We start from the raw sequence: 25,179 nt of genomic DNA, 5'->3' as shown, positions 1-25,179 counted from the left end.
GCGACCCCAGCACGCTCCACTCCCCCGTTCACCGTCAACCGATTCAGCCAACGGCCCTCCCATGGACCAGGTTAAAGTCGCCCTCGCTTGGCTCCAGAAGCACCACTTCTGGGTGCTGTCGCTCGTCGTCGTCATCGCCACGCTCGGCGTCTGGTACACGTCGTCGTCGTCGGTCGCCAGCCAGACCAAGGCCGCCCGCACCAAGATCGACGGCGAGTTTAGCGCGGTCGGCTCCATCCAGAATCAGCCCTTCAAGCCGAACGACGACATCAACCGCAAGCAGCAGATCGAGACGCAGAAGCTTGCCGCGGACGTGCTCCGCGAGTGGGAAGACCTCTACCGGGTGCAGAAAGAAAACGTCCTGATCTGGCCGCCCGAACTTGGCGACCGATTCGTCGAAGCGGTAAAGGATGCGAAGTTCGGCGACTCGATCTCTTCGAAACGGCGCGAGGAGTACCTCAACTACATCAAAGAGACCTTTCCCTCGCTGGTGGAGATCGTCGACGCCGAGCTCTACGCCGAAGAGGGCGGAGGCGGTCAGCGGGGCGGTCGCGGCGGAGGCGGCGAGTTCGGCGGGGGCGAGTACAGCGGCGCCGTCGGCGACGACGGCGAGCCGCTCGAAACGCATCTCGTGCAATGGCTTGATCAGGGCGAGTTGAGGGCCCGACTGGTCCCCGAAACAGTCCCCTCGCCCATCGAGATCTGGCTGCTCCAGGAAGACCTGTGGGTCTATCGGACCTTGCTACAAGCGATCGCCGACACGAACGAATCGACCGGCGCCAGCCGACGCGACCGCGCCGCCGTGCAAACGATTGTCGAGATGAAAGTCGGCCAAGCCGCCGGCGGCGGCGACGCCACGGGTCGCACCCTCGTCGCGCCCGACGCCAGCGAGTCGACGAGTGCGGGCGGCTACGGCGGTGAATTCAACGGCGGTGGCTACGGCAGCGAGCTAGGCGCCGAAGGGGGCGGCTACGGCGGTGAATTCAGCCGCGGTGGCTACGGCGGCGAGTTCGGCGCCGAAGGCGGGGGCGGCGGCGCCAACGCCCTGTTGGCCGGCCGCTACATCGACGACACCGGCGCCCCCATCCCGGACGTCCCCGAGGACTTCAAGTTCGGCCGCGAGTTCAAGCGACTGCCGGTCCGGATGACCCTCGAGATGGACACCCGCTACCTAGCGAAGCTCATGTGGGAACTGGCGAACGCCCCGCTGCAGGTCGAGGTCGATCAGGTCCGCTTCAACCCCGAAGGGGAGGGGGGCCGTGCGAGCGGGTCGAGTGTCGGTTCGGGCGAGGTCGCGGTGTTCGACCGCCAGCCGACGAAGGGAACCGTGGTCCTGCAGGGGATTGTTTATATCTTCAATCCACCCGACCCCTCGATCGTCCAGTCCGACGACGCCGGGGCCGTTGAATAAGTTTCGTTGTATCCCTACGGAACGGCGCCTGACCGGTGACGCCTGACGCGTCGCCACCTACCAGCAACTTCACCTCAATCCAACGGAAGACGGCCATGGCCGGCAACCACAAAGGCGGCGGCGTCAAGCAGCTCGTGCTCCAGCACGTCGAAAAGGTCGTCGCGCTGCTGCTGGTCGCGGCGGCCGGCTACCTGGCTTACTCGTCACTCGGCGTGGAGACGCTCAAGAAGTCGCCCGGCGACCTGAGCTCCCAGTCCCAGGCGGCCCTCGCTGCGTGGGAGCGGTCGACACTCGCCGAGGTTCCGAAAGGCGATTTCAAGCCCGCCATTCCGGTTGTCTCCTACAAGCTCGACGAGCTGCCGTTCGCTCCCTACGACCCCGAGAACCCCATCAACCCGCCCGTCGTTCCGCCGACGGTCGATCGGGTCGATCCGAAGCTCCTTGCCGCGACCGATCTGGAAGGGACCGCCGTGACAGCGATCTTTGCTTTTGAGAGCGAAGAGGAACGCAAGGCTCGGTTGTTGGAAGAGCGGCGTAAGGCGGAGCAACTCCGTAAGGAACAGGAAGCGGAACGCGAGAGGGGATCGACCGAATTGCTCGGCGGCGGCCCGGCCGTCGGCGCCGATGGCGAACGCACCGTCGACGACCAGGGACGCAAGATCCGTCCGATTCCCGGCGGCAATCGGCAAGAAGGGGTCCCGACCACCGGCTACGAGCGCTTCCGCGCCTTGTCGGCGGCCTGCGTGCTGGCCAAGGCCCCGATCCTCGATCAAGCCAAGATCTTTGAAGACGCCCTCCGCGACGCCCGCGGCTACAACCCCTCAAGCGATATCCCCTACTACATCGGGCTCTTCGCGGAGCGCGCCGAGGTGACCGGCGAAGAGGGTGAGCTGAAATGGGAGACCGTGAAGTTCGGCGACCTCTCTGGCAAGAAGCCCCGCCCCGCTCTGTCGGAGCGCTTCCTGCTCGAAACGATCGCCGACTGGATCCCCTATCCCGACGCCTTGGTTGACGCCCGCTACGAGCACCCGATCTTGACGATGCCGTTGGCGCCGTTGGTGCAACAAAACTGGGGACCGGATGTCGTCCACAACGACGCCCCGCTCCAGACCGAGACCGACGCGATCGAGGCCGCCAAGGCCCGCGACGGCGATGAAGCCGACCTTCCCGTCGAGCCAGAAGATGGGAACGTGTTCGGCCGTGTCGGCGACCGCGCCGAACGGGGCGGCGGCGAGTACGGCGGACGCGGCGCCGTGTCGCGGCGCGGCGGCGGCGAGTTTGGTGGTGAGTACGGCGGTGGCGGCGGACGCGGCGGCTATGGCGGCGGCGAATACGGTGGAGGCGGACGGGGGGGCTCGGCCCGTGGGGCGACCGGCGAGTTCACAATCAACCCCGACGTCCCATTTGCGATGGTCCGCTTCTGGGACTTCGAGGTCCAGCCAGGCCGGCAGTACCGCTACCGCGTTAAGCTCGTGCTGGAAGATGTCAACAACTTCGTCACCAACCGCTCACTCGACCGCTCCTGGTTGTCGCCCGAGGTGCTGGCGCGGCTCGAGAAGAACAACGCTCGGCCCACCACCGAATGGAGCGAGCCGAGCTCGATCATCTCGGTGCCGATGGCGGGCGACGCTTTCATCGCGGGCGCCAAGCTCCCCAGCGGACGCAGCGCCTACGCCGAGGGAAGCGTCGACCTGCTCGTCCAGTCGTACAGCATCGACGAAGACCGGCGGGCCATTAAGGCGGGGATCGAAGATTCGTTCCCCATCGGCGCGGTGCTGAACCTAGTCGAAGACGCCGAAGTGATCAGCCCGGACGGTCGCTACCTGGTCGAGATGGACTCGTTCAAGTTCCGCACCGGTCTGACGCTGTGCGACTTCAGCGGGGGCGAAGAGCTCCCCGGCAAGATGAAGGCGCCCGCCAAGGCGTTGTTCATGGACGCGTCGGGCCGGTTGCTGGTCCACGACGAGCTCGACGACCGGGCCACCGTGAAGGGCTTCCGCGACACCTTCGACGAGTCGGCGGCGGGCGCCGGCGGCTTTGGAGGCGGTTTCGGGGGCGGAGAATTCGGTGGCGGTCGCAGGCCGTGATAGCTTGACGCCGAGGGGGGCCTGCCGGCCCGGCCTTTGAGGCGGCCACGGCGAAAAACTTTTCGGACTGGTGTTGACCGGTTCCGCTGTAGCGGTTAATCACCCGCCGCTCTTCTACCTCACCGCTCTCCGACAGGTCTGCGTGCGCAAGGTGCGTCACGTGGGCGGGGCGTTCGCGCCCACGGCGAGTGGCTGATAGAGCACGCCAACCGACCCGATCGGGATGCGCTCGGCGCTCGCCGGAGGGTCATTTTGACCACCGCGCGCTTCGCCCGAAGCGATCCAACGCAACAAGGAGAGTTGAGTTGAACGCGACACGGAAGTTCGCCGCCCTAGCGGCCGCCTTGGCGGCCCTAGCGAGCGGCCCGGCCCTCGCCCAGCAAACGACCAATGGGTCGCAGCCCCGTGCGTTGCCCAAGCCAACCGGCGCGACGCCGGCCTCGGGACAGCGATACGCGCTCGCCCCCACGACGCCCGCCCCAACGGCGGGTGACGAAGCCAAGCTCGCGTGTCAGCGCCTGCTCCGAGACGCCCGCGCCGCGATCACCGCGGGCGACACGGCTCGGGCGCAGCAGCTGGTGGCCCGCGCCAGCCAACTCGAGGTCCCGGCCTCGGCGTTCGGCAAGGGTGAGGACACCCCGGCGACGCTCGCCCTCGCGCTGCGTCAGCCGACCCGGTACTACGACCCGGCCGTGACGAACGCCGGCGCCGAATGGTCGCAGGGGTACGACAACTTCGCCCACCAGGCGTTGCACGTCCCCGGGCAAGACGACGTTGGCGTCCAGCCCGCCGCCGCCCTCGTAGCGCCAGACACCCCGCCGGCCCGACTCGCGCAACTGCCGCTGCCGTCCGAACGGGTCCAGGCCGAGCCGACCGCCGGCCCGCGTCTGCTCGCCGAGGGTGAGCAGAAGCTCCGCGAGAAAGACTACGACGGCGCCTTCGAGCGCTTCCAAGCCGCCAGCGAAGTCCGTGGCTCGCTCGACTCCGGCGCCCAGCGTCGCCTCGACGACCACCTGCGGATGCTGGGCGGCACGCCTTCGAGCGAGCCCGCCCCGCTCGCCGGGCACGCGGTCGACGCCTCGATGATCGACGAGGCCGACAAGGACCAACAGGTCCTCGCACGCAAGCTCGCCAGCACGGTGGGCCAGGCCCAGGTCGAGTCGCGTGAGATCCGCGAGTCGGACCCGCGCCGTTCGCTGGAGATTCTCGAAGCGGCCCGCAAGGAAGTTGAGGACTCGGGCGTCAGCCAAGAGTACCGCGACCAACTCGTCCGCCGCGTCGCCCGATCGATCAGCGACACGCAGGACTACATCGAGAGCAACAAGGCTCAGATCGAGCTCGACGAGACGAACGCCGCCATCATTGGCGACATCGACCGTAAGAACGCTTCTGAGCAGCGGAAGCGTCAGAAGATGCAGGAGTTGATCGCCGAGTACAACGGCTTGCGGGACGAGTACAAGCTGGAAGAGGCCGAGGTGGTCGCCCGGCGGCTCAAGGAGCTCGCCCCTGACGATCCGGTCGCGATGCAGGTGTGGGAGAACGCCAAGTTCTTCCGCCGCAGCGTGATCAACTCGGACATCCGCGAGCAGAAGGACCAGGAGTTCTGGAACGCCCTCGCCAAGGTCGACGAGGCGTCGATTCCGTTGGTCGGTGGCGGGAAGGACATTGTCTACGGCAAGAACTGGGGCGACATCAAAGAGCGGTCCAGCATCTCCCGTGAGCGGGGACGCATGTCGCCGCGTGAAGTCGAGATCAAGAACCGTCTGAAGACGCCGGTGCAACTCCGCTACACCGACCGGCCGCTGGCCGAGGTGATGGACGCCCTGGCGAAGATGACCGGCGTCGATATCTACCTCGACCCGCGTGGTCTCAACCAAGAAGGCGTCTCGAGCGACACGCCGGTGACGATCAACATCAACAGCGAGATCTCGCTAGAGAGCGCGTTGAACCTGATCCTCGATCCGCTCCACCTGGGCTACACGATCAAGGACGAGGTGCTGAAGATCACGAGCGAGTCGCTCCGCGACGGCGAGGTCTTCAAGGAGGTCTACTACGTCGCGGACCTCGTGATCCCCATCCCGAACTTCGTGCCGAGCAACAACATCGGCCTGCAGGGGCTGATCAACGACGCTCTGGCGGTCACCAACGCGGGCGCCGGCGGACTGGGCGGCCGTGGACCGATCTCGTTGGCCAACGGACCCGGCGGACCGGGCAACCCGGACGTGCTCGCGCAGAACTTCGCCCCCTCGGGGCAGATCGGTTCGTCTCCGCAGCAGATGACCTCGGGCCCCGGCGGCCTGGGTGGCGCCGCGTCGGCCGACTTCGACTCGCTCATCGAGTTGATCACGTCGACCGTCGCGTCCGACACGTGGGCGGAAAACGGTGGCGGCGAGGCGGAGATCCGTCCTTTCGCGACGAACCTCAGCCTGGTCGTGAGCCAGACGCAGTCGGTCCACGAAGAGATCGCCGACCTGCTCGAGCAGTTGCGCCGACTGCAAGACCTGCAGGTGACGATCGAGGTCCGCTTTATCCGCCTCAGCGACGACTTCTTCGAGCGGATCGGCATCGACTTCGATATGAACATCAACGACCGGATCCTTGGAACCAACGAGCTGACGCAGACCTCCACGCCGATCGCGACCTCGTCGTTCGGCGAGTCGGTCAACAACGGCATCCGTCGCACGCAGAGCGGCGCCACGGTCGGTGTGCAGGCGCCTCTGGTGGGTGACTTGGCGACGGTGACCGCGGACCTCGACCTGCCTTTCCGGCAGGGGAGTTTCCCGATCGCCCAGCCACAGTTCGGCGGGTTCAACCCGACCTCGGCCGCGACGTTTGGCTTCGCCATCCTCAGCGACATCGAGGCCTACTTCTTGATCAACGCCGCCCAAGGGGACACCCGCACCAACGTGCTGAACGCCCCGAAGGTGACGCTGTTCAACGGCCAGCAAGCGTTCGTGTCGGACACGTCGCAGTCGCCGTTTGTGATCAGCGTGGTGCCGGTCGTCGGCGAATTCGCCGCCGCCCAGCAGCCGGTGATCGTGGTGCTGAACGAAGGGACGCTGATGTCGATCCAAGCGGTCGTTTCCGAAGACCGGCGTTACGTCCGACTGACGGTCGTGCCGTTCTTCAGCGAGATCGGCGACGTCGACGTCTTTACGTTCGACGGCTCGACGACGACCAACGCGTCGGCCTCGAGCAGTGCGACCGACGCAAACGACGACGGCACGAACGAGCAGGCGAACGCCTCGCAGAACCAGCAGATCACCACCGCTGGCACCACGGTGCAGCTGCCGACCTTCCAGTTCGTGTCGGTGACAACGACAGTCAGCGTGCCGGACGGCGGTACGGTCTTGCTGGGCGGCATCAAGCGGCTCAGCGAAGGCCGCCGCGAGTTTGGCGTGCCGCTGCTCTCCAAGGTCCCCTACATCAACCGTCTGTTCCGTAACGTCGGCATCGGCCGCGAGACGGACAGCCTGATGATGATGGTGACCCCCCGGATCATCATCCAGGAAGAGGAAGAGCAACGGCTCGGCTTGGCCGGCAACTAATAGCGAGCGTTCGCGGGCGGGAACCCTGATTCCGCCGCGCGAAAGAGAGAACCTGGGCCGTCGGCGAGCAATCGCCGGCGGCCCTTTTTCGTTGGCGGTGGTGAAGCGGCGCCCCCTTCGCGCCTTCGCCCCTTTGCGTGAGGCTTTGTCCATTGGTCTCACGCAAAGGCGCCCCGGCGCGAAGGAACGAGATGCAGCGACTACTCTTGACGGCCGGCTTGTTGGGCGCGACGGCGGTTGGCTTTGGCGCCTACGCGGCGCACGGGCTTGAAGGCGCCCTCGTGGACCTCGGCTACGGAGGCGACGAGCTCGCCCACCGGGTCGATAACTTCGTCACCGGCTCGCGTTACCAACTCGCGACGGCGGCCGCCGTGCTGGCGATCGCCTTGCTGGCGGAGAAGAAGCCCCTGCTGGCGAAGGCGGGTTGGCTGCTAGTCGCCGGCGTGGTCGTCTTCTCCGGTTTGCTCTACGTGCTGGCGTTTGCCGGCGAGGGGTGGCGGTGGCTCGGCGCCATCGTGCCGCTGGGGGGGCTGGCGATGATGGCGGGCTGGGGCGTGGTCGCCTTCGCCGCGATGACGGCGCCCGCGAGAATCGACGACGGCCCCGCCGACGAGCAAAATCTCGCCGACGAAGTGGTGCGACTCGAGGAGGTCATCACCCACCAGCAGCAGCTCGTGCAGGACCTCAACGAAGCCGTCACCGCGATGCGGAACGCCGCCGACCAGACCGCCCGTCGGCAGAACAATATCGAGCAGACGGTCAAACGGCTGGTCGATGTGCAGACGTCAGCGGAGGACCTGCCCGACGAAAAGCCGCCCCACTATTGAAGTTAGGCCTTCTTGCGTCGGGTTTTGGGGGCGGCGGCTTCTTCGGCGTCGTCCTTGACCCGCAGTAGCGTGTTGGCCCAGAAGCCGTCGTACTTGCTGATCCAACGCTCGACGACCTTGCGGAGTGGCGCCGCGTTGAGCGAGTTGATCCGCTTGCGTCCCTCCTCACGCGTCAGCACGAGCCCCGCCTCGCGGAGCACGTCGAGGTGCTTCATCACGCCGAAGCGTGAGAGGTGCGGAAATCGCTCGACAATCTCGCCGGTGAGCTTCGGGCCGTCGCGCAGCGCATCCAGCACCTCGCGCCGGGTGGGATCGGCGAGCGCTTTCCAGATGGCGTCGTTGTCTTGCATTCTTTTTTTGAACCGCCAAGACGCTAAGGACGCCAAGGGTCACTGCGGGGAAGCCTAGGGGGCTAGGTGGATTTCGACGATCGGACAGCCCCTATCGATTCGCCGCCATGTCGTTTGGCTAGTTAGCTTGCTATCGGGTTAATTCTCCGCCATCGCTTTGACGCCATTCAGCAGATGCTCCCAGCCGAAGACGACGCCGCGGCGGTGCTCTTCTTCGACCGGCCCCACGACGCGGTGCCGCATCGCTAGTTCGACGCCGCCGGAGATGGGGGTGAGCCGGAATTGAATGTGCCCGGCGACCGCGTACGACATGAACATCGGCCCGTTGACCTCAAGCAGCGTCGGCGGCTTGATCACCTGGACAAAGCCCCAAAGGTGCCCTTGGCCCCCGTCAAGATCGCGGAACCAGCGCCCACCGGGCCACTCTTCGAGGACCATCGGCATCGGCCGGTTGTCGGGCGTGTTGTTCTCACTCGTTAGGCGGCGGAGCAGCGCGCGGTAGGCGTCGCCGGGAGCGGCGTCGATCTCAATCGCTTGGCTAATGTCGAGCAGCAGGTCGGTGGCGTCGGGCATGGCCGAGTCCTCGGAGGGGGGGCAGCGATGGAAGAAATGGGAACCTCCAGGCGGTTCTTAATATGTTGCTTGACAGTCACGTATTCTAGGGGTAATACTCGGAAAACTCTCAGCATCGAGTCGATCGGCGGTTCCTCTAGCGGTTCCTCTACGTACGTGACCGTTTTTCCCGTGCTCGCGTTCCCCCAAACCGAGCCTTTCGTTCCCCCCGACAGTGGAGTGAAGCGATGCGTAGTTTGTGCTTAGCTGTGGTGCTGATGCTTGCGATCGCGACGACGACGGTCGCCGCCGAGTGGTTTGACGAAGCGTGTGTCTGCTGCAAGCCGATGCACGAGAACCCGACCCTCAAGGCCGGCATGAAGTGGGAGACCCACAAACTGGCGAACGGCTTGATGATGGTGGCGGCGGCGCCGGAGGGGATGCAGGACGAGTTCGAAGCGACTTGCGAGAAAATGCATACGCTCGCGATGGAGGCGTCGCCCTCGGACCTGAAGTGCGGTTTCTGTGAGTCCTTCGGCGCGCTGATGCAGGCGGGCGCCAAGACCGAAGAGGTCTCGACCGGCATCGGAAATGTGACGCTGCTCACGTCCGACGACCCGGCCGTCGTCAAAAAGATCCATGCCCACTCCGATCGGACCCAGCAGGAGATGGACAAGATGGCGGCGGCGACGCGCTGAGCGACTACGGCGCCGGCGGGGCCGGGTCCCAAGCGACGAGGGGGACCCGCCCCAGCGGCGAGTCGTCGCGCGCGAAGAACAACACGTGCTGCCACGGCAAATCGTCGTACTGGCCGACCAGCTTGTAGCCGTTGGCGGCGAACTCCTTGACGCACTGCGCCTGCGTCATCTTATGGAGCGGCTTGATCGGCACGTCGGGGTCCTCGGCGCGGAACTCGACCAGGGCGACGCGGCCTGCGGGACGGAGGCTCGCGTGGATCGCCGCGAGCATCTCCGGCGGATGCGAGAACTCGTGGTAGACATCGACCAGCAAGACTAAATCCACAGCCGCCGGCGGCAGCCGGGGGTCGTCCACGGCGCCCTCGATCGTCTCGACGTTGGGGACGCTCCGCGCCTCGGCGCGCTGGCCGAGCATCTGCAGCATTTCGGGCTGGATATCGACCGCCAGCACTCTCCCCGCGGGTTGGACCAGCTCCGCGAGCCGTAGGGTGTAGAACCCGTTGCCGCAGCCGAGGTCGCAGACGGTCTGTCCGGGCTTCACCCCCAGCGAAGCCAGCAGCCTGGCGGGCTCTTCCTCCCGGTCGCGCGATTCGCGCACCAGCCACGGCGCGCCGAGGTAGTGCATCGTCTGGGCGATCGGTCGGCCCAGATACTCCGTACGGCCCGGCTCGGCGCGCTGCGCTTCGGCGCTGCTCAAGAGAAGGGAACCACAAAGGAACAAAGGAACGACGTAGCGGTCGGCGCCAAAGCCCTTGGTTCCTTCGTTCCTTTGTGGTTCCCGACTCATGCCAGCAAGTTTACCACGCCGTCCGAGTTGGCGTCTCTCGTCGCGTGACGCATAATCGGGTCTCGATCGCCCCGACACCTCCCACCGAGACGCTGCCGTGATCCGCGCCCTCTGGTTGTTGCTTTGCCTCCCCGTTTACGCCGTCGCCGATGAGATCGACCACTGGATCGACGCCGCGGCGCCATCGATGGTGGACCTCTACAAAGACCTGCACGCCTCGCCGGAGCTGTCGCTTGAAGAGCACAAGACCGCAGCGAAGGTCGCCCAAGCCTGGGAACAGGCCGGATTCACGGTGACTCAGGGGGTCGGCGGCACGGGCGTTGTCGCGGTGCTTGAGAATGGCGCGGGACCGACCGTGATGCTCCGGACCGATCTCGACGCGTTGCCGGTCGTGGAAGAGACCGGACTTGAGTACGCCTCGAAAGTCCGCACCACCGACAAGCGGGGCGCCACGGTTGGCGTCATGCATGCCTGCGGCCACGACATCCATATGACCAACTTGGTCGGCGTCGCTCGCTGCTTGGCGGAGAATAAGGATCGCTGGAAGGGGACACTGGTTTGTATCGCTCAGCCGGCCGAGGAATTGGGCGCCGGCGCCGAGGCGATGCTCGCCGACGGTCTCTTCGCCCGCTTCCCGCGGCCCGATTACGCCATCGCCTTGCACGCGGCCAACGACATGCGGGCGGGGCACGTCGGCGTCTGTGCGGGTTACTTCGGCGCGAACGTCGACTCGGTCGACATCACGGTCCGCGGACGCGGCGGCCACGGCGCGGCGCCCCACACGACCATCGACCCCGTCGTGCTCGCGGCGAAGCTCGTGCTCGACCTCCAGACGATCGTTTCGCGCGAGTTGAAGCCGACCGAGCCGGCAGTCGTCACGGTCGGCTCCATCCACGGCGGCACGAAGCACAACATCATCGGTGACGAGGTCAAACTCCAGCTCACGGTCCGCACCTACTCGGCCGACATCCGCAAGCAAATCGCCGAGGCGATCCAGCGGAAGGCGAAGGCGGCCGCGATGAGCGCTGGGGCCCCTGAACCGGAGATCGTCTACAGCGAAGGGACGCCTTCCCTCTATAACGACCCCGACCTGACCGCTCGGGTTGAAGGCGTCTTGAAAGCCACGCTCGGCGACGACGCTGTCGAGGCGGCCGAGCCGATGATGGGCGCCGAGGACTTCAGCCGCTACGGGCGCGCGGGCGTGCCGATCTGTATGTTCCGCCTCGGGACCATCTCCGCCGAGCGGCTCGCCGAATGGAAAGCCGCCGACGTGACTCCGCCATCAATGCACTCGGCCCTGTACTGGCCGAACGCCGAGCCAGCCTTACGGACCGGCGTGCGGGCGATGACAGCGATCGTCATCGATCTGATGCCTCGCTGATTTGGTTTGGCGACGCCTACGGTTGGCGTCACGCTCGTTCGATCTGCTCCACGACGTGGACGGCGCGGCTCTTCAGTCGCGCCGCCCGGCCGCCGCGTTGTGCGAAGACCTGCGTCGCCTCGGCGCCCAGCAGCAAGATCATCGACGAGTAGTAGACCCAGATGAAGATCGCCGCGAGCGACGCGGCCGCCTCACTCACCCGGCCGGCGGGACTGCTGAAGGCGAAGTACTGCTGCATCGCGATGCGGCCGGCGAAGAAGAGGGCCGTTGTAATCAGAGCGCCGACCGCAACGTCACGCCACGCGACACGGACGTCCGGCAGCACCCTGAAAACCGCGGCGAAGGCCACCAACGCGACGAGCGTCTGGACCCCGTAATTGATCGCGGCCGCGGGCGCCCCCTCGATGCCGGTGAGCGTCTTCATCTGGGCGCCCAGATAGGCGATCACGCCAGAGACCAAGATCGACGCGAGCAGCAACGCCCCCAGCCCAATCACCAACAAGAAGGAGACAAGCCGCTTACGGAAGAGATACCTCACGGCGGAGCGATCGGGATCGGGCCGGACCTGCCAGACTCGGTTGAGCGACCTCTGCAGCGCGCCCATGAGCCCCGTGACCGCGATCAAAACCCCAACCACACTGATCGCGGTCTTCCACCATGAGTCGGGGTCGTGGCGGCTCCGCCGGATCATGTCATTGATCGCGTCGGCGGCGGAGAGGTCGCCGACCAACTGGGCCGTCTGCTGCTCCAACGCATCCTGCGCTTTCTCTTCCGCTTCTTGCGAGTCGTACGCGACCGAGAGCCCCGCCGTGACGACCGTCAGCAGCAGGTAGAGCAGGGGCGGGAGCGCAAAGACCGTGTAGTAGGAGAGGGCCGCCGCGAGCGTCGTGCAGTCGTCTTTGAAGAACTCGACGACGACTTGTTTGAGGTAGGTCATGGCGGCGCCTGGTTGGAGAGACCCCTAACTGCGGGGCAATCTTTGTACCAAGCGGCCGGATCGAGGCCAGCTCAGCCGGCGGCGTGCCTCCAACGGCTACTTCTCGCCGAGGAGCCGGGCGACGTGAGGCTCGATCGCGTCGGCCCAAAGCTGGTAGCCCTCGGTGTTGGGGTGGAGCAGGTCGGGCATAACGCTCTTCGGCAGCGTCCCGTCATCGTCGAGGAAGACGTCGTTGATGTCGAGGAACTCGACTCGGTCGCGGTCGCCCAGTTCGGCGATCAACTCGTTGACGCCGTCATTGATCACGCGAAGCGGGTCGTCGGCGTTCTCTCCCCGCGCGAAGATCGCGAGCAGCAGCACCTTGCTGTCGGGAGCCACTTCGAGCAGCCGGTCGACGATCTGCTCGATCCCTTCGGCGATCGCCTCGGGCGGGTCCTGGCGGTGGCCCGTGTTGTTGGTGCCGATCATCACGACGAACAGCTTGGGCGTGAGGCCGGCGATCTCGTTGTTGTTCTTGCCCGACTCGACGCCTAGCCGCCACAGGACGTGCTCGGTGCGGTCGCCGCTGAAGCCGATGTTGAAGGCGCCCCGCGGTCCGAAACGCTCGGCCCAGATCGACTTGCCGCCGTTCTCCCAGCCGTGCGTGATCGAGTCGCCGACAAAGACCAGCTGCAGCGGCCGACCTTCACCGACAATCGCGTCGCGCTCCGTCAGTTTGTCGGCGTGCCGGTGCGGCCACCAACCGGCCCATTCGGAGTCCTGCACGCAGGGGGTCGTGGCGAGTTTGAGCGCTTCGGCGGGCGACTCTTTGGCAAGCACGTACGAGGCGGTGTTCGTGGCGACCAGAGCGAGGGCGATCGATCGGAGCATGATGGAAAGCGATGAGGAGTTTCGGATATCGAGACAGGATTTACAGGATAAACAAGATGAGAATCAGGAATCCTGTCGATCCTGTAAATCTTGTCAAAACTTTATCGGCCCTTCATCCGCGGATCGAACGCGTCACGAAGGCCGTCGCCGAGGAAATTAAGGGCGAACAGCGTCGAACCGATCGCCAGGCTCGGGAAGACGATCAGCCACCAGTAGGTTTTGACCGGCGTGATGACCTGAATCCCCTCGTTCGCCAGCAGGCCCCACGACACGTCGGGCGGCTCGACCCCGAGGCCGAGGAACGACAAGAACGCCTCGAACAAGATCACCCGCGGGATCGTCAGCGTCAGGTACACCAACACGATGCTCAGCAGGTTCGGCACGATGTGGCGGAAGACGATCGCCCCCTGCGACACGCCGAGCGACCGGGCCGCCTCGACGTACTGCTCGTTGCGTAACGAGACAACCTGCCCCCGCACGACGCGGGCCATCGTCAGCCAGTAAATGGCGCCGACGACAAAGTAAAAAATGGTGATCCGGTCAATGCCGTAGCCGGCCAGCCATTCTTTGACCGAGTCCTCGCTGAGGACCGAGATGATGAAGATCACTAAGAACACGAAGGGGATGCTGTAGAGCACGTCGACGATGCGCATCATCAGGTTGTCGATCCAACCTCCGGCGTAGCCCGAGATGGCGCCGTAGCTGACGCCGATCACGAGCGACACGAGCGTCGCGACGATGCCGACGATCAACGAGACCCGCGCGCCCCAGAAGATGCGGCTCAGCAAGTCGCGGCCCAGCTTGTCGCGGCCGCAGACGCTGGCGAGCTGCCACTCACCGAATACCGCGTAACGGGCCCGCACCATCGCCCGGGCGAGGGGGCCGAGCTTTGGGAATCCGGCGTCGGCGTAAGGGCGTTGGATGAGCGAGTCGACATTGGCCCGGGCGCGTCGGACCGTGCGGGCGGCCTCTTCGATTGCCTCCGGCGAAGCTTCCGGTGGACGGAGCTGGTTGAACTCTTCTCGTTGGGCGGTGAACTCGCTACGCGCCTCCGTGATCTCCGCGTCGAGTTGGTCAACCAACTCGGCTTCGAACGCAAACGTGTCTTCCCATATCGGCGACAAGGTTGGCTCGGCGAACATCTGCCGGGTCAAGTCACGGTCGGGGGGCTGTAGCGGCAACAGCGGCGTGAAGAACGCTAGCACCACCACGGCGACCAGCGTCCACAAGGCCGTCATCGCGGCCCAGCTCTTCTTGAGCCGCCGCCAGGCGTCTTGCGTGAGCGAGACGCCGATTTCCTTCGTTCGAGAAGGGGTGGTCGTCATCGGGCCTCCCTCTTAGAGACGAAGTGGGAAGTGGGAAGTTGGAAGTTGGAATCACGGCGTGCCAACCGCGCGAGCGATTCCTTCCCACTTCCGACTTCCCACTTTCTACTTTCCATCACTTCCACTCCACCCGCGGATCGAGCACGCCGTACAGCAGGTCGACGATCAGGTTCATCGAGTACAGCAGGGTCGTGTAGAGCAGCACGAGGCCCATCGCGATCGGGTAATCCTTATCGATCGCTGACTGGACGAAGTGCCAGCCGAGACCGGGGATCGCGAAGATCTGCTCGATCACCGGCGACCCGGTCAGGATGCCCGCCACCGCGGGGCCGAGGAACGACACGACCGGCAGCAGCGCCGTCGGCAACGCGTGTTTGACGACCACTGAGAAGGGCGAGGCGCCTTTGGCCCGTGCGGTGCGGATAAAGTCCTGCCCCAGCACGTCGAGCATGCCGGTCCGCGAGATCCGCGCCACGTAGGCCGCGTAAGGCGCGCCAAGACAGAGGGCGGGCAGCACCAACTGGTCGAGCGACCCCCACCCCGCCGCCGGCAGCCAGCGGAGCGTGAAAACGAACAGGATGATCGCGAATCCCGCGACGACAAAGTTCGGTAGGGCGATGCCGATCGTCGCGATCGACATCAGCGACACGTCGGCGACACTCCCACGGAAGACGGCCGAGACGATCCCCGCGACGAGGCCCACGCTGAACGCGAACGCGAGCGCCAGCAGCCCCAGGGCGGCAGACACCGGCAAGCCCTCGCGCACCAGTCGGTTGACCGTGTAGTCCTTCTTCATCGAGGAACCGAGCTCGCCGCTGGCCATCCCCTTCATCCGCAGCCAGTACTGCTCATGAACTGGCAAGTCGAGGTTGTACTGCCGTTTGATGTTGGCTTCGATCTCGGGCTCAAGCGCGCGCTCCGAGTCGTACGGCCCACCGGGGACCGCGCGCATCAGGAAGAACGACACCGTGAACACTACCCAGAGGGTGATGAGCATCCAGCCGAGCCGGCGGAGGATGAATGAGATCATTGCTCGGCGCCCTCTGGCTCGCGGCGGTTGAGCTTGATCTCACGCACCGGCTCGGAGGACATAAAGTCGTTCGGGCCGGTCGCGGTGCGGTCGATCGAGAGGGCCCACAGCGGGTGGCGGTCTTCGAGGTTGTTGTACCAGCCGTAGACGTAGGGCTTCACCATGCTCCGCGACACGTAGTAATAGATCGGCATGATCGGCACTTCTCGCATTAGGATCCGCTCGGCCTCGGCGAGCATCTCGATCCGCACCTCGGGGTCGGCCTCCGCCTTCGCTTCGCGGATCAGCCGGTCGTACTCGGGATCGCCCCAGCCGGTCGCGTTGTTCTCGCCGTCGGTGACAAACAGGTCGAGGAACGTGTTGGGGTCGAGGTAGTCGCCGATCCAGGCCCGCCGCATGACGTCGTACTTTTGCTGCCGTTGGCTCGAGAGGAAGCTGCCCCATTCTTCGTTGCGGGTCGAGACATCGATCCCCAGGTTTCGCCGCCACTGCTTGCGGATCAGCTCGGCGATCGTTTGGTGCTGTTGCTCGTAGTTGTAGAGGATCTCGATCTTCGGGAAGCCGGTCCCGTCCGGATAGCCGGCCTCGGCCAGCAGTTCCTTCGCCCGCTCGACGTTGGTGTCGGGACATTCCGGTGCGTCGTAATTGGGCAGCCCCGGCGGCGTAAACGACCGCGCCGGTAATTCTCCCGCGCAGGCGGTGGTGACAATCTCTTCACGGTCGAGGGCTAAGACCAAGGCCTGACGGACGCGCGGGTCGTCGAACGGCTTACGCGTCACGTTGAACGCGTAGAAGTAGGTGCCGAACTGCGCGTCGGGGTTGAAGTCGTCACGCGGCGGTTCGGCCTCGAACAACTCGCGGGCGATCAGCGGCGTCACTTTCGTGATCCAATCGACCTTGCCGGTCTCGTAGAGATTGAACGACGTGGTGAGCGATTGCACCGCGAGCGCGTCGATCGTCTCGAGGGCGACGCCGTCGCGGTTCCAGTAGTGGGGGTTCTTCCGCAGGCGGATGCGGTCGCGGAGCCGGCGGAACTCTAATCGGAACGGCCCGTTCGTGACGAGGTTCTCGGCTTCGGTCCACTTCGCCGGGCCGTGGGTCTCGATGCAACGCTGGTTGACCGGCGCCAGTGGGTAGAACCCCAACAGGTTCAACCAGTACGGCGTCGGCGATTCGAGCACCGTCTCGACCGTGTAGTCGTCGATTGCACGGAAGCCGACCTCGGCGAAGTCGAGCGTCAACTGGCGGCACGGTTTGGCGCCGGTGGGGGCTCGCGCGGGGACCCGGTCGCCGATCCGGAACCGTTGTTCCTCTCCGTCGATCGAGACAACGAACGTCCGGTAGTCGATGAACTTGGCCGGGTCGTCGAGCATCTCGGCGGCGACGCCTGGGTCGGTCTCGACTCCCACGAGTTCGCCCCGCAGCACCTCGCCGCGGGCGAAGGGGAGGGCGTCCGCCGACGGCTCGAGCAACTCGACCTCGACGCGGTCGCCGATCTCAACGCCGCGGGCCGCGCGGCTGTAGCGCTTGGCGTTCTTGAGGTACCAAGCCTGATAGGCGTACTCGGCGAGCGTCAGCGGGTCGAGGAACCGCCGCATGCTGTAGACGAAGTCCCGGGCCGTCACGGGCGAGCCATCGCTCCACTTGGCGTCGCGGCGCAGGTGGAACGTGTAGGTGAGGCCATCGTCGGAGACCTCCCAACGCTCGGCGACGCCCGGCATCGGCTTGCGGTCCTTCGGGCCGAGCTTCACCAGCCCCTCGTAGAGCTCGTCGATGATCCGCCCCTCGGGCTGCCCGGTGACGACGGCCGGGTCGAGCGACTCGATCTCGGTGTCGTTGTTGAACGTAAAGTCGGCCGGCGGCAGCTGCCCCTGCTTCACGACAGCAACGACCCCGCCGAGCATCGCGACGAGACAGACGAGGGCAAAGGCGAGGCGGGGCGGCATACGTCCAGCTTAGGAACGCAACCGCTATCACGCCAGGAGTGGGCAGCTTGCGGGAGCGGGCTCGCCTTGTGGGAGCGGGCTCGCTTTGTGGGAGGCGTCTCCCGACGCCGATGACGCGCACCAAGCCATTGCGGAGTGGATACCGCAATCGGCGTCTGGAGACGCCTCCCACAAGACGGACCGTCATCGGCGTCGCCTCCCAGAGGACGAGTGCGATCGTCCTTGGCGGCCCTGGCGGTTACCTTAACGGCATGGAGCACACCCGCCACCGCCCGCCGCGCGAGTTGACCCGACCGCGCGAGCTGGTCGTCGTTTGCGCGCCGTTGCGCAGCAATGTCAACCTGTCGCGCATCGCCCGGGCCGCCGGCTGCTGTGGCGTGACGCGGATCATCGCCACCGGGCGGCCGATGAAGCTCGACCCCGAGGTGGCCCGCGACGCGGCCGACACGATCACGCTCGAGAACCGCCGGTCGCTCGAGCCGGTGCTCAAGGACCTCCGCAAGGAAGGGTTTCGGTTGGTCGGACTCGAGCAAACGACCGACTCGCACGACCTGCACCACTACGCCTTCGAACGGAAGACCGCTCTGGTGGTGGGGAACGAACGGACCGGCCTTACCGACGACGAGCTCGCCCTATTGGATGAGGCGGTGGAGATCCCGGTCTGGGGCCTGCCGCACAGCTACAACGCGGCGACCGCAACCTGTATGACGCTGTACGAGTACTGCCGGCAATGGCCGGAGGGGTAGGGAACGACCAAGGCTCGAAGGACACGAAGGAGAGAGAACGCACGACGGCGCTTTCAAAGTGCTTCCAGGTGTGCTTCGTGGTCAATTATTGCCCCTGGGGTCTCTCGCCAACGTCACCAGCAGTCAGCTCGTTTCTTCAATGGTCGCCGTCATTGACCCCGCGCAGTTCTTCACCGAGTCGTCTTTGCCGTAAGCCAGGATTTGGTCTCGCTTGAATTCGGCGTGCTCTTTGGTGGTGGTCAAGACCACGGCGCGACCGTCCTCATCGACCGTCTTAGCGATTACGACACATTGCTCGTGGGCGTGGCCAAACAGCTCGCGGAGCATTTTTTCGACGTAGTCGAACGTGTGATCGTCGGTATTCCAGAGCAGGACGTTGTAGCGGGGGATCTTCGGCCGGTCACGGCTTAAGCCGGGGCGCCGTTTGGGCTCGACAACCACGGAGACCGACGCGTCGTCCGGTCGGTTGGGGATTTGCTCATCCATAGCGGGGTGGGAATCCTTACGGGGACCGGCTGGTTACGCTCGGGTGAACCTGGCGCCGCCGGTGGTGAAACGGGGGTTTGAGAAGTATATTCGCCGGCTTTGCTGCCGATCAAACGCCGACCCCCCGCTGGCATGAGCCGATCCGAGACGCCCGCCGACCACGACACCGCCGCGACGCCCGAGAAGACGCGGCACGAGGCGGCCTTGTTCGAGCTGCTGCGGATCCCCAGCGTCAGCGCCGATTCGCGGCACAAGGGCGATGTCGACCGGGCGGCCGACTGGGTCGAAGCCCGACTCACCGGCATGGGGCTGACGGTTGAGCGGCTGGCGACCCCCGGCGCGCCGATTCTTTTTGCCCAGTCGCCCCCGGTCCCCGGCAAGCCGGTCGCCCTGGTTTACGGGCATTACGACGTCCAACCGCCTGATCCGCTCGACGAGTGGCTCTCGCCGCCGTTCGAGCCGACCGTCCGCGACGGCAACGTCTATGCCCGCGGCGCCACCGACGATAAGGGGCAGATGCTGACCCACGTCTTGGGGGTCGAGTCGCTCTTAAACGCGGGCGGAGAGCTCCCCCTCCAGGTCAAGTTCCTCATCGAGGGTGAGGAAGAAGTCGGCAGCGAGCACCTCGACGCCGCTGTCGCCGCGAACCGCGACAAACTCGCTTGCGACGTCGTCGTCGTCAGCGACAGTTCGCAGTTCGCCCCCGGCGTGCCGGCCGTGACGTACGGCCTGCGGGGCATCGCTTACTACGAGTTGTTCGTCGAAGGCCCGAAGCAGGACCTCCACTCCGGCTCGTTCGGCGGCGGCGTCACCAACCCAGCCAACGTGCTGGCCAAACTGTTGGCGGCGCTGGTTGATTCGGAGGGGCGGATCCGGATCCCGGGATTCTACGACGACGTGGCGCCGCTCACCGATCGCGAGCGGGCCGAGTTCGCCCGCCTGCCGTTCGACGAGGAGCGATTTCTGAAGCAACTGAACGTCGACGGCGTCTCGGGCGAGGTGGGCTACACGACGCTCGAACGCCGTTGGGCCCGGCCGACCTGCGACATCAACGGCCTCTGGAGCGGCTACCAGGGCGAGGGCGCCAAGACGGTGCTGCCGGCCCGCGCCGGCGCCAAGGTCAGCTTCCGCCTCGTGCCCGATCAAGAGCCGGAGAAGATCACGGCGGGGCTCCGCGCGTTGCTCGAGCCGCTCGTCCCTCCGGGGGCTAAGCTGACGATCAAGCCGCACCATGGCGCCCCGGGCGTGAAGTTCTCGCTGGAGAGTCCCTACATGGAAGCCGCCGCCGCCGCGATCGAGCAGGGGTTTGGCGCCCGACCGGTCTACATGCGCGAGGGGGGCTCGATTCCGATCGTCGGCACGTTCGCCCGCGAACTCGACGCCGACGTCCTGCTGCTCGGCTGGGGCCTCGACGACGACAACACGCATAGCCCCAACGAGAAGTTCAACCTCGGGGACTTCCATCGGGGCATCCAGGCTTCGGCCGCCCTCTGGAAGCAACTATCCGAATGCGGAATGCGGAGTGCGGATCGCGGAATGTCCTAGCGCAATCCGAAAGCCGCCCCGAAATCGATTCATTCCGTAGTCAGCAATCCGAATTCCGCAATCTCATCATGCTCGACCAACGCTTCGTCCTCGAAAACGTCGAACTCGTCCAACAGAACTGCGTCGACCGCGGCGTGAAGGCCGACGTCGCGCGCTTCGCCGAACTGGAGACCCAGCGTCGGGCTTTGCAGCAAGAGGTCGAGGACCTCAATCGCCAAGCGAATGAGGTCAGCAAGTCGATCGGTAAGGCGAAGGACGACGCCGAACGCGAGGCCCGCAAGGACGAGGGCCGACAGCTCCGCGAAGCGAAGGACGCCAAGCAGGCCGAGGTCGATCGCGTCGGCGTCGAGGCCGACCGCATCCTCCGGGGTCTGCCCAACCTGACGCACGGGGCGACCCCCCGCGGCGACGAGGCCGCGAGCAAAGAGCTCCGCAAGGGCGACACCAAGCCGGCCAAGTTCAACTTCAAGCCGGTCGACCACCTCGCCCTCGCCGAGCAGCACGACCTGGTCGATTTCGAAGGGGGGAGCCGCGTCTCGGGCAACGGCTTCTACTACCTCAAGAACGAAGCGGTGCTGCTGGAGTTCGCCCTGCAGCGGTACGCGGTCGACCTGCTGATGCGGGAAGGTTTCACGCCGATGATGACGCCCGACATGGCGCGGGGCGAGATCATCCAAGGCATCGGGTTCATCCCCCGCGGCCCCGAGACCCAGATCTACAGCGTCGAGAATCACGACCTCAATCTGGTCGCTACGGCCGAGATCACTCTGGGCGGCCTCTACGCCGGCCAGGTCGTCGATGAGGCGGAGCTGCCGATCAAGCTGGCGGGGGTGAGCCACTGCTTCCGCACCGAGGCGGGGGCCGCCGGTCGGGCGAGCCGCGGCCTCTATCGGGTGCACCAGTTCACGAAGGTCGAGATGTTCGCCTTCACGACGCCCGCCCAGAGCGAGGACATGCTCAACCTCTTCCTCGAGCTTGAGTGCGAGATCTTCAACGGCTTGAAGATTCCGTTCCGGGTGCTCGACATCGCTTCGGGTGACCTGGGAGGGCCGGCCTTCCGGAAGTTCGACCTCGAGGCCTGGATGCCCGGCCGGGGCGCCAATGGCGAGTACGGCGAGGTGACCAGCACCAGCAACTGCACCGACTACCAGGCGCGCCGCCTCGATATCCGCTACCGGACGCCGGGCGAGAAGGGCACCAACTTTGTCCACACGCTCAACGGCACCGCCGTGGCGTGCGGGCGGGCGATGATCGCCATACTGGAGAACTACCAACAGGCGGATGGCTCGATCCTCATCCCCGAGGTGCTCCGTCCTTACGTCGGCAAAGAGCGGATCGGCGCCGCCGACGATGCGGACACGGAATAACCCGCCGCCGCGATAAGGCCGAAAGGGTCGAGTTAGCCGTTCGGGTCGTCGTCGAAGCAACCAACGATTGCCCCCGTGTGATTTCGCACGGGGGCAATCTCCGTATTGGGGTCGCGCATCGCCTAGCGGGTTCTTTTTCTCTGCCCCCGCCAATCGGGTCGCGCGTCGGCGCGATCGGCACAGCCGGTACGACCGACCCTGACGGTCAGGAAAGCGGGGAGATTTACCTCGGCTAGCCAAAGGGATTCGGCTGCGTCGTCGATATCGATGGCAGAACCGACCAAGCGAACGCTGTCCGCTAGGTCGCCGTCGGAGCGAGGAACCAGGCCGAGGCCGGTCTCCTCCGAGCGGTCAAAGCTGACGGCGGTCCGCGTGAATCCCCTCCCCCCCCGTTTCGTTAAGGAGTCCTACCATGAACTTGCGTTTTGCTGCGATCGCCCTCTGTATGGGCGCGGCCTTGTCGTCGGGCGCTTCGAGCGCCAACGCCTTCGGCTTTGGCCTGTTGGGTGGCTGCGGCTGCGCCGCCCCCGCTTGCTGTGACGCCGAGCCCTCCTGCGGTTGCGAGCCCTCGTGCTGCGTCGCCGAGCCGGTCTGCTGTGACCCCTGCTGTGCGCCGCGTTGCGGTCTGTTCGGCGGCCTGAAGGGCATGTTCAAGCGTCATCACGGTTGCTGCGAGCCGGTCTGCTGCGAGCCCGTCTGCGAGCCGTCGTGCTGTGCGGTTGAGCCGAGCTGCTGTGCTGCCGAGCCTTCCTGCTGTGCCGCTGAGCCCAGCTGTGGCTGCGAAGCCGATTGCTGCGACCCGTGCTGCGCCCCGCGTCGTTGCTGCCTGTTTGACGGCCTGAAGGGCCTGTTCAAGCGTCACCACTGCTGCGAGCCGTCGTGCTGCGTCGAGCCGTCGTGCGGTTGCGCCGCTGAGCCCAGCTGTGGCTGTGGTGGCTGAGCTTGCTGAATCCCCCGCGGCGACCGGCACACCAACCGGCAGTCGGCGAGGAAGCTGATAACGAAACGCCTCACCGCCGTCGGGCCTCATCTGGCCCGGCGGCGGTTGGTGTTTTTACGGGACGCGAGGAATCTGTTTCGCAACGATTTGAATCCCCCTAAAGTCAAAGGGGAGCCGTTAGCGTCAGCGCCCGGAGTGGCGCCGCGATCGACGCGAGCGTTGTTCAACTCCCGGCGCTCGCGCTTAGGGCTCCCTTTGAAGGGAGCAAGCCCTCTCACGACCTGGGCTAGGTGAGGCGAGGCTCGGTCGCGGTTGGGCCCGCGTTACATGGCGACGTCGTTCGGCTGGTCGCTTGGCGAGGCGACGGCTCCGTTCTTTGAGGGCGGCGCGGGGGTCGGACGTCCCTCGGCGTCGTCTCGGTTGGCGTCGTCGGGGTTGGCCTCAACTCGGTCGGCCTGCTCAAGGGCGGCCTCGTCGGCGTCTTGCTCGGTGATGTCCTCCAACGCCTCGGCCACCTTGGCGGTCTGCTTCTTGTAGAGGAAGTAGACCCCCACGCCCATCAGCCCGAGAATGATGACCGCCGTGGCGACCTCCTCGGCGTCGCGGACGATCTTCGTGATCCCGTTGCCGAAGCGGTACCCGAGCCAGAAGACGATGCCAACGACGGTGGTCGCCCCGATCAGGTCCCACAGCAGGAAGCGGAAGTAGGGGACCTTGGCCGCGCCCGCGGCGTAGTAGACGGGCCCGCGGACCCCGACCAAGAACCGCGTCAGCAGCAGCATCTTGAAGCCGTGCCGGCGGACGGCGTGCTCGAACTTCTCTTCCTTGTCGGCGTCGATGAAGCGCGACACGGTCGGGTGCTTGGTGAGCCAGGCGTGGCCGAACCGGCGGCCGATGGCGTACATGATCGAGTCGCCGAGCAGGGCGCCCAACAAGCACGACGAGAAAGCGAGCCACGGCTCGAGGGTCCCCTGCGAGCTCAGCACCCCGGCGAGCACGAGCGGCGCCTCTTCGGGAATCGGCACCCCGCACCCGCACAACGCCAGGAACAGGACGATGCCCAGGTAGCCCAGATGGTGATCAACAAGGAACTGCAGCACGTCGCTAGTCGTCGTTCGTCGGCCGGGCGGGGGGCGACAGGTTCCGCCTGCGTCGCCCCCACCGCCGGGAGGGCCATGGTGGGAAGTCCGGCATTGTAGCGGCCGGGGTCTCTGGCCAGTAGCGTCAAGCCGACGCAGGCCGCCAAGCGGAGTCTTCGAGGTTGATGGCGTGGACGGCGACCACCCCTTCTTCCTCCGGCGCCAGCAAAAGAGCCCGCAAACCGGGGCGACGCCCGCACAGGCGGCGAGTCCCCTCGACCCCCAGCAGATAGGCCGCCGTCGAGAGGGCGTCCGCTTCGGCGGCTGTCGGCGCGATCACGGTGGCCGAATAGAGCCCCTCCGCCGGCCAGCCGGTCCGCGGATCGATCAGGTGGCCGTAGCGGCGTCCCTCGTGCTCGAAGAACTGCGTCCCCGAGCCGCTGGTGCTGAGCGCCTCGTCCCGCAGGACGAACTCCGCCAGGCGTTGCTGGGGGTGGAGCGGGTTGCGGATAGCCGCGAGCCAGCCCCCTCCCTCCCGCAGATGATCGTCGCCCCGCGCCAGCAGGGTGCTTCGGCCGCCGTGCATCAACGAGTCGTGGACCTCCCTCTCGGCAAGGTCTTCAGCAACCCGATCCAGGGCGTAGCCTTTGCCGATGCTGTTGACGTTGATCTCGACCCCGTCGTGAGTGAACCGGACGGTTTGCTCAGTCGCATCGAGTTCGACGTGGCGCCAGCCGACGCGGCCGAGGGCCGCCCGACGCTCGTCGTCGGACGGCATCCGCCCCTCGCGGCGATGAAACCCCCAGACCCGTGAGAGCGGCCCGCTGGTGGGGTCGAACGCCCCCTCGCTGTCAGTATGGATGCGGCCGCAAAGCTCCAACAGTGAAAACAGCCGCGGTTCGACGGCGACCCGCTCGCTGGCGGCGCGGCGGTTGAGATCGACGAGCTCGCTGTCGTCGCGGTAGACGGTTAGCTGGTCTTCGAGTCGTTCGACCCGATCGAGCGCCGCCATCCCTTGGGCGACGGCGTTCTCATCGGCGAGCATCAGCTCAAAGTCGCACGCCATCGCCCGGCGAGAGAGGGTCACGGTCCGCGGGCCGCGGCGGATCGTTTCGGGCGAAGCGGTCCCGCCGAGTCGGCGATCGATGGCGTCGCCGGCAGTTTCGGTCGCCGCGTCGAGGACCGCCTCGACCGCGTCGGCGGCGGCGGCGAGGGCGGCCCGCCCGCGGAGGAAGTCGCGTCGGCTGTGTTGCGGGTCGGCCATCTC

21 protein-coding genes are annotated in these 25,179 nt (G+C 66.0%); 10 read left to right on the top strand and 11 right to left on the bottom strand.

Annotated features, from left to right (window positions below):
- Positions 1-61: 61 nt before the first annotated feature.
- From Pla108_RS15420 to Pla108_RS15405, 4 genes are all read left to right on the top strand, one after another.
- A complete protein-coding gene (locus Pla108_RS15420; RefSeq protein ID WP_146445853.1) occupies positions 62-1,411 on the top strand; it encodes a hypothetical protein in 1,350 nt (449 codons plus the stop codon).
- A 95-nt stretch (positions 1,412-1,506) separates the two neighbouring features.
- Entirely contained in the window at positions 1,507-3,498 is a 1,992-nt protein-coding gene (locus Pla108_RS21035; RefSeq protein ID WP_197526604.1) for a hypothetical protein, read from the top strand.
- Between the two features lie 305 nt (positions 3,499-3,803).
- Entirely contained in the window at positions 3,804-7,046 is a 3,243-nt protein-coding gene (locus Pla108_RS15410; RefSeq protein ID WP_146445852.1) for a general secretion pathway protein GspD, read from the top strand.
- Between the two features lie 191 nt (positions 7,047-7,237).
- Complete coding sequence (locus Pla108_RS15405) at positions 7,238-7,873, top strand: SlyX family protein (protein WP_146445851.1); 636 nt, start codon at positions 7,238-7,240, stop codon at positions 7,871-7,873.
- A gap of 2 nt (positions 7,874-7,875) precedes the next feature.
- On the opposite strand, the gene Pla108_RS15400 is transcribed toward Pla108_RS15405, so the two are convergent.
- On the bottom strand, positions 7,876-8,223 hold the full coding sequence (locus Pla108_RS15400) for an ArsR/SmtB family transcription factor (RefSeq protein WP_146445850.1): 348 nt from the start codon (positions 8,221-8,223) through the stop codon (positions 7,876-7,878).
- A gap of 138 nt (positions 8,224-8,361) precedes the next feature.
- Entirely contained in the window at positions 8,362-8,796 is a 435-nt protein-coding gene (locus Pla108_RS15395; protein WP_146445849.1) for an SRPBCC family protein, read from the bottom strand.
- Between the two features lie 227 nt (positions 8,797-9,023).
- Here Pla108_RS15395 and Pla108_RS15390 point away from each other — a divergent pair, with 227 nt between their 5' ends.
- Positions 9,024-9,473, top strand: coding sequence for a hypothetical protein (locus Pla108_RS15390; RefSeq protein WP_146445848.1), 450 nt, complete (start codon positions 9,024-9,026; stop codon positions 9,471-9,473).
- Between the two features lie 4 nt (positions 9,474-9,477).
- Here Pla108_RS15390 and Pla108_RS15385 read toward each other — a convergent pair whose 3' ends face one another.
- Positions 9,478-10,260, bottom strand: a complete 783-nt coding sequence (locus Pla108_RS15385; RefSeq protein ID WP_146445847.1) for a class I SAM-dependent methyltransferase — start codon at positions 10,258-10,260, stop codon at positions 9,478-9,480.
- 97 nt (positions 10,261-10,357) lie between these two features.
- Between Pla108_RS15385 and Pla108_RS15380 the strand changes: the two genes are divergently transcribed.
- The gene (locus Pla108_RS15380; RefSeq protein ID WP_197526603.1) at positions 10,358-11,641 is read left to right on the top strand and encodes an amidohydrolase; all 1,284 of its coding nucleotides are present in this window, start codon (positions 10,358-10,360) and stop codon (positions 11,639-11,641) included.
- A 28-nt stretch (positions 11,642-11,669) separates the two neighbouring features.
- On the opposite strand, the gene Pla108_RS15375 is transcribed toward Pla108_RS15380, so the two are convergent.
- From Pla108_RS15375 to Pla108_RS15355, 5 genes are all read right to left on the bottom strand, one after another.
- Positions 11,670-12,578 (bottom strand): YihY/virulence factor BrkB family protein, encoded by a 909-nt coding sequence (locus Pla108_RS15375; protein WP_146445846.1) that lies wholly within the window; start codon positions 12,576-12,578, stop codon positions 11,670-11,672.
- Between the two features lie 96 nt (positions 12,579-12,674).
- A complete protein-coding gene (locus tag Pla108_RS15370) occupies positions 12,675-13,448 on the bottom strand; it encodes a GDSL-type esterase/lipase family protein (RefSeq protein WP_146445845.1) in 774 nt (257 codons plus the stop codon).
- A 101-nt stretch (positions 13,449-13,549) separates the two neighbouring features.
- Complete coding sequence (locus Pla108_RS15365) at positions 13,550-14,773, bottom strand: ABC transporter permease (RefSeq protein WP_146445844.1); 1,224 nt, start codon at positions 14,771-14,773, stop codon at positions 13,550-13,552.
- A 115-nt stretch (positions 14,774-14,888) separates the two neighbouring features.
- Positions 14,889-15,803: an ABC transporter permease gene (locus Pla108_RS15360; protein WP_146445843.1), complete on the bottom strand. Its 915-nt coding sequence runs from the start codon at positions 15,801-15,803 to the stop codon at positions 14,889-14,891.
- Complete coding sequence (locus tag Pla108_RS15355; protein ID WP_146445842.1) at positions 15,800-17,749, bottom strand: peptide ABC transporter substrate-binding protein; 1,950 nt, start codon at positions 17,747-17,749, stop codon at positions 15,800-15,802. The genes Pla108_RS15360 and Pla108_RS15355 overlap by 4 nt, the downstream gene beginning before the upstream one ends.
- 110 nt (positions 17,750-17,859) lie before the next feature.
- On the opposite strand from Pla108_RS15355, the gene Pla108_RS15350 reads away from it, so the two are divergent.
- A complete protein-coding gene (locus tag Pla108_RS15350) occupies positions 17,860-18,495 on the top strand; it encodes a TrmH family RNA methyltransferase (RefSeq protein ID WP_231934527.1) in 636 nt (211 codons plus the stop codon).
- A gap of 123 nt (positions 18,496-18,618) precedes the next feature.
- Here Pla108_RS15350 and Pla108_RS15345 read toward each other — a convergent pair whose 3' ends face one another.
- Positions 18,619-18,981, bottom strand: a complete 363-nt coding sequence (locus Pla108_RS15345; protein ID WP_146445841.1) for an ATP-dependent Clp protease adaptor ClpS — start codon at positions 18,979-18,981, stop codon at positions 18,619-18,621.
- Positions 18,982-19,113: 132 nt separating this feature from the next.
- On the opposite strand from Pla108_RS15345, the gene Pla108_RS15340 reads away from it, so the two are divergent.
- The 3 genes from Pla108_RS15340 (at position 19,114) to Pla108_RS15330 (ending at position 22,833) form a co-directional block, all read left to right on the top strand.
- Positions 19,114-20,526, top strand: coding sequence for a dipeptidase (locus tag Pla108_RS15340; RefSeq protein ID WP_146445840.1), 1,413 nt, complete (start codon positions 19,114-19,116; stop codon positions 20,524-20,526).
- A 68-nt stretch (positions 20,527-20,594) separates the two neighbouring features.
- Positions 20,595-21,893, top strand: a complete 1,299-nt coding sequence (gene serS, locus Pla108_RS15335; protein ID WP_146445839.1) for a serine--tRNA ligase — start codon at positions 20,595-20,597, stop codon at positions 21,891-21,893.
- Between the two features lie 412 nt (positions 21,894-22,305).
- Positions 22,306-22,833, top strand: a complete 528-nt coding sequence (locus Pla108_RS15330; RefSeq protein ID WP_146445838.1) for a keratin-like protein — start codon at positions 22,306-22,308, stop codon at positions 22,831-22,833.
- Between the two features lie 323 nt (positions 22,834-23,156).
- On the opposite strand, the gene Pla108_RS15325 is transcribed toward Pla108_RS15330, so the two are convergent.
- Both Pla108_RS15325 and Pla108_RS15320 read right to left on the bottom strand, forming a co-directional pair.
- The gene (locus Pla108_RS15325) at positions 23,157-23,933 is read right to left on the bottom strand and encodes a DedA family protein (RefSeq protein WP_197526602.1); all 777 of its coding nucleotides are present in this window, start codon (positions 23,931-23,933) and stop codon (positions 23,157-23,159) included.
- 124 nt (positions 23,934-24,057) lie between these two features.
- Positions 24,058-25,176: an FAD:protein FMN transferase gene (locus tag Pla108_RS15320; RefSeq protein ID WP_146445836.1), complete on the bottom strand. Its 1,119-nt coding sequence runs from the start codon at positions 25,174-25,176 to the stop codon at positions 24,058-24,060.
- Positions 25,177-25,179 lie beyond the last annotated feature (3 nt).

The sequence above is a fragment of the Botrimarina colliarenosi genome (genome assembly GCF_007859955.1).
In the GTDB taxonomy this organism is placed as follows: domain Bacteria; phylum Planctomycetota; class Planctomycetia; order Pirellulales; family Lacipirellulaceae; genus Botrimarina; species Botrimarina colliarenosi.
Note: the sequence above shows the minus strand (reverse complement) of the source record. Positions and strands in the feature narration are given on the sequence as shown.

Bases quoted from the DNA above. Each gene is read 5' to 3' on its own strand.
- Pla108_RS15355 (WP_146445842.1), bottom strand. From the start codon at position 17,749: ATGCCGCCCCGCCTCGCCTTTGCCCTCGTCTGTCTCGTCGCGATGCTC.
- Pla108_RS21035 (WP_197526604.1), top strand. From the start codon at position 1,507: ATGGCCGGCAACCACAAAGGCGGCGGCGTCAAGCAGCTCGTGCTCCAG.
- Pla108_RS15360 (WP_146445843.1), bottom strand. From the start codon at position 15,803: ATGATCTCATTCATCCTCCGCCGGCTCGGCTGGATGCTCATCACCCTC.
- Pla108_RS15420 (WP_146445853.1), top strand. From the start codon at position 62: ATGGACCAGGTTAAAGTCGCCCTCGCTTGGCTCCAGAAGCACCACTTC.
- Pla108_RS15370 (WP_146445845.1), bottom strand. From the start codon at position 13,448: ATGCTCCGATCGATCGCCCTCGCTCTGGTCGCCACGAACACCGCCTCG.
- Pla108_RS15320 (WP_146445836.1), bottom strand. From the start codon at position 25,176: ATGGCCGACCCGCAACACAGCCGACGCGACTTCCTCCGCGGGCGGGCC.
- Pla108_RS15365 (WP_146445844.1), bottom strand. From the start codon at position 14,773: ATGACGACCACCCCTTCTCGAACGAAGGAAATCGGCGTCTCGCTCACG.
- serS (WP_146445839.1), top strand. From the start codon at position 20,595: ATGCTCGACCAACGCTTCGTCCTCGAAAACGTCGAACTCGTCCAACAG.
- Pla108_RS15390 (WP_146445848.1), top strand. From the start codon at position 9,024: ATGCGTAGTTTGTGCTTAGCTGTGGTGCTGATGCTTGCGATCGCGACG.
- Pla108_RS15330 (WP_146445838.1), top strand. From the start codon at position 22,306: ATGAACTTGCGTTTTGCTGCGATCGCCCTCTGTATGGGCGCGGCCTTG.
- Pla108_RS15375 (WP_146445846.1), bottom strand. From the start codon at position 12,578: ATGACCTACCTCAAACAAGTCGTCGTCGAGTTCTTCAAAGACGACTGC.
- Pla108_RS15345 (WP_146445841.1), bottom strand. From the start codon at position 18,981: ATGGATGAGCAAATCCCCAACCGACCGGACGACGCGTCGGTCTCCGTG.
- Pla108_RS15385 (WP_146445847.1), bottom strand. From the start codon at position 10,260: ATGAGTCGGGAACCACAAAGGAACGAAGGAACCAAGGGCTTTGGCGCC.
- Pla108_RS15405 (WP_146445851.1), top strand. From the start codon at position 7,238: ATGCAGCGACTACTCTTGACGGCCGGCTTGTTGGGCGCGACGGCGGTT.
- Pla108_RS15350 (WP_231934527.1), top strand. From the start codon at position 17,860: ATGACGCGCACCAAGCCATTGCGGAGTGGATACCGCAATCGGCGTCTG.
- Pla108_RS15395 (WP_146445849.1), bottom strand. From the start codon at position 8,796: ATGCCCGACGCCACCGACCTGCTGCTCGACATTAGCCAAGCGATTGAG.
- Pla108_RS15340 (WP_146445840.1), top strand. From the start codon at position 19,114: ATGAGCCGATCCGAGACGCCCGCCGACCACGACACCGCCGCGACGCCC.
- Pla108_RS15400 (WP_146445850.1), bottom strand. From the start codon at position 8,223: ATGCAAGACAACGACGCCATCTGGAAAGCGCTCGCCGATCCCACCCGG.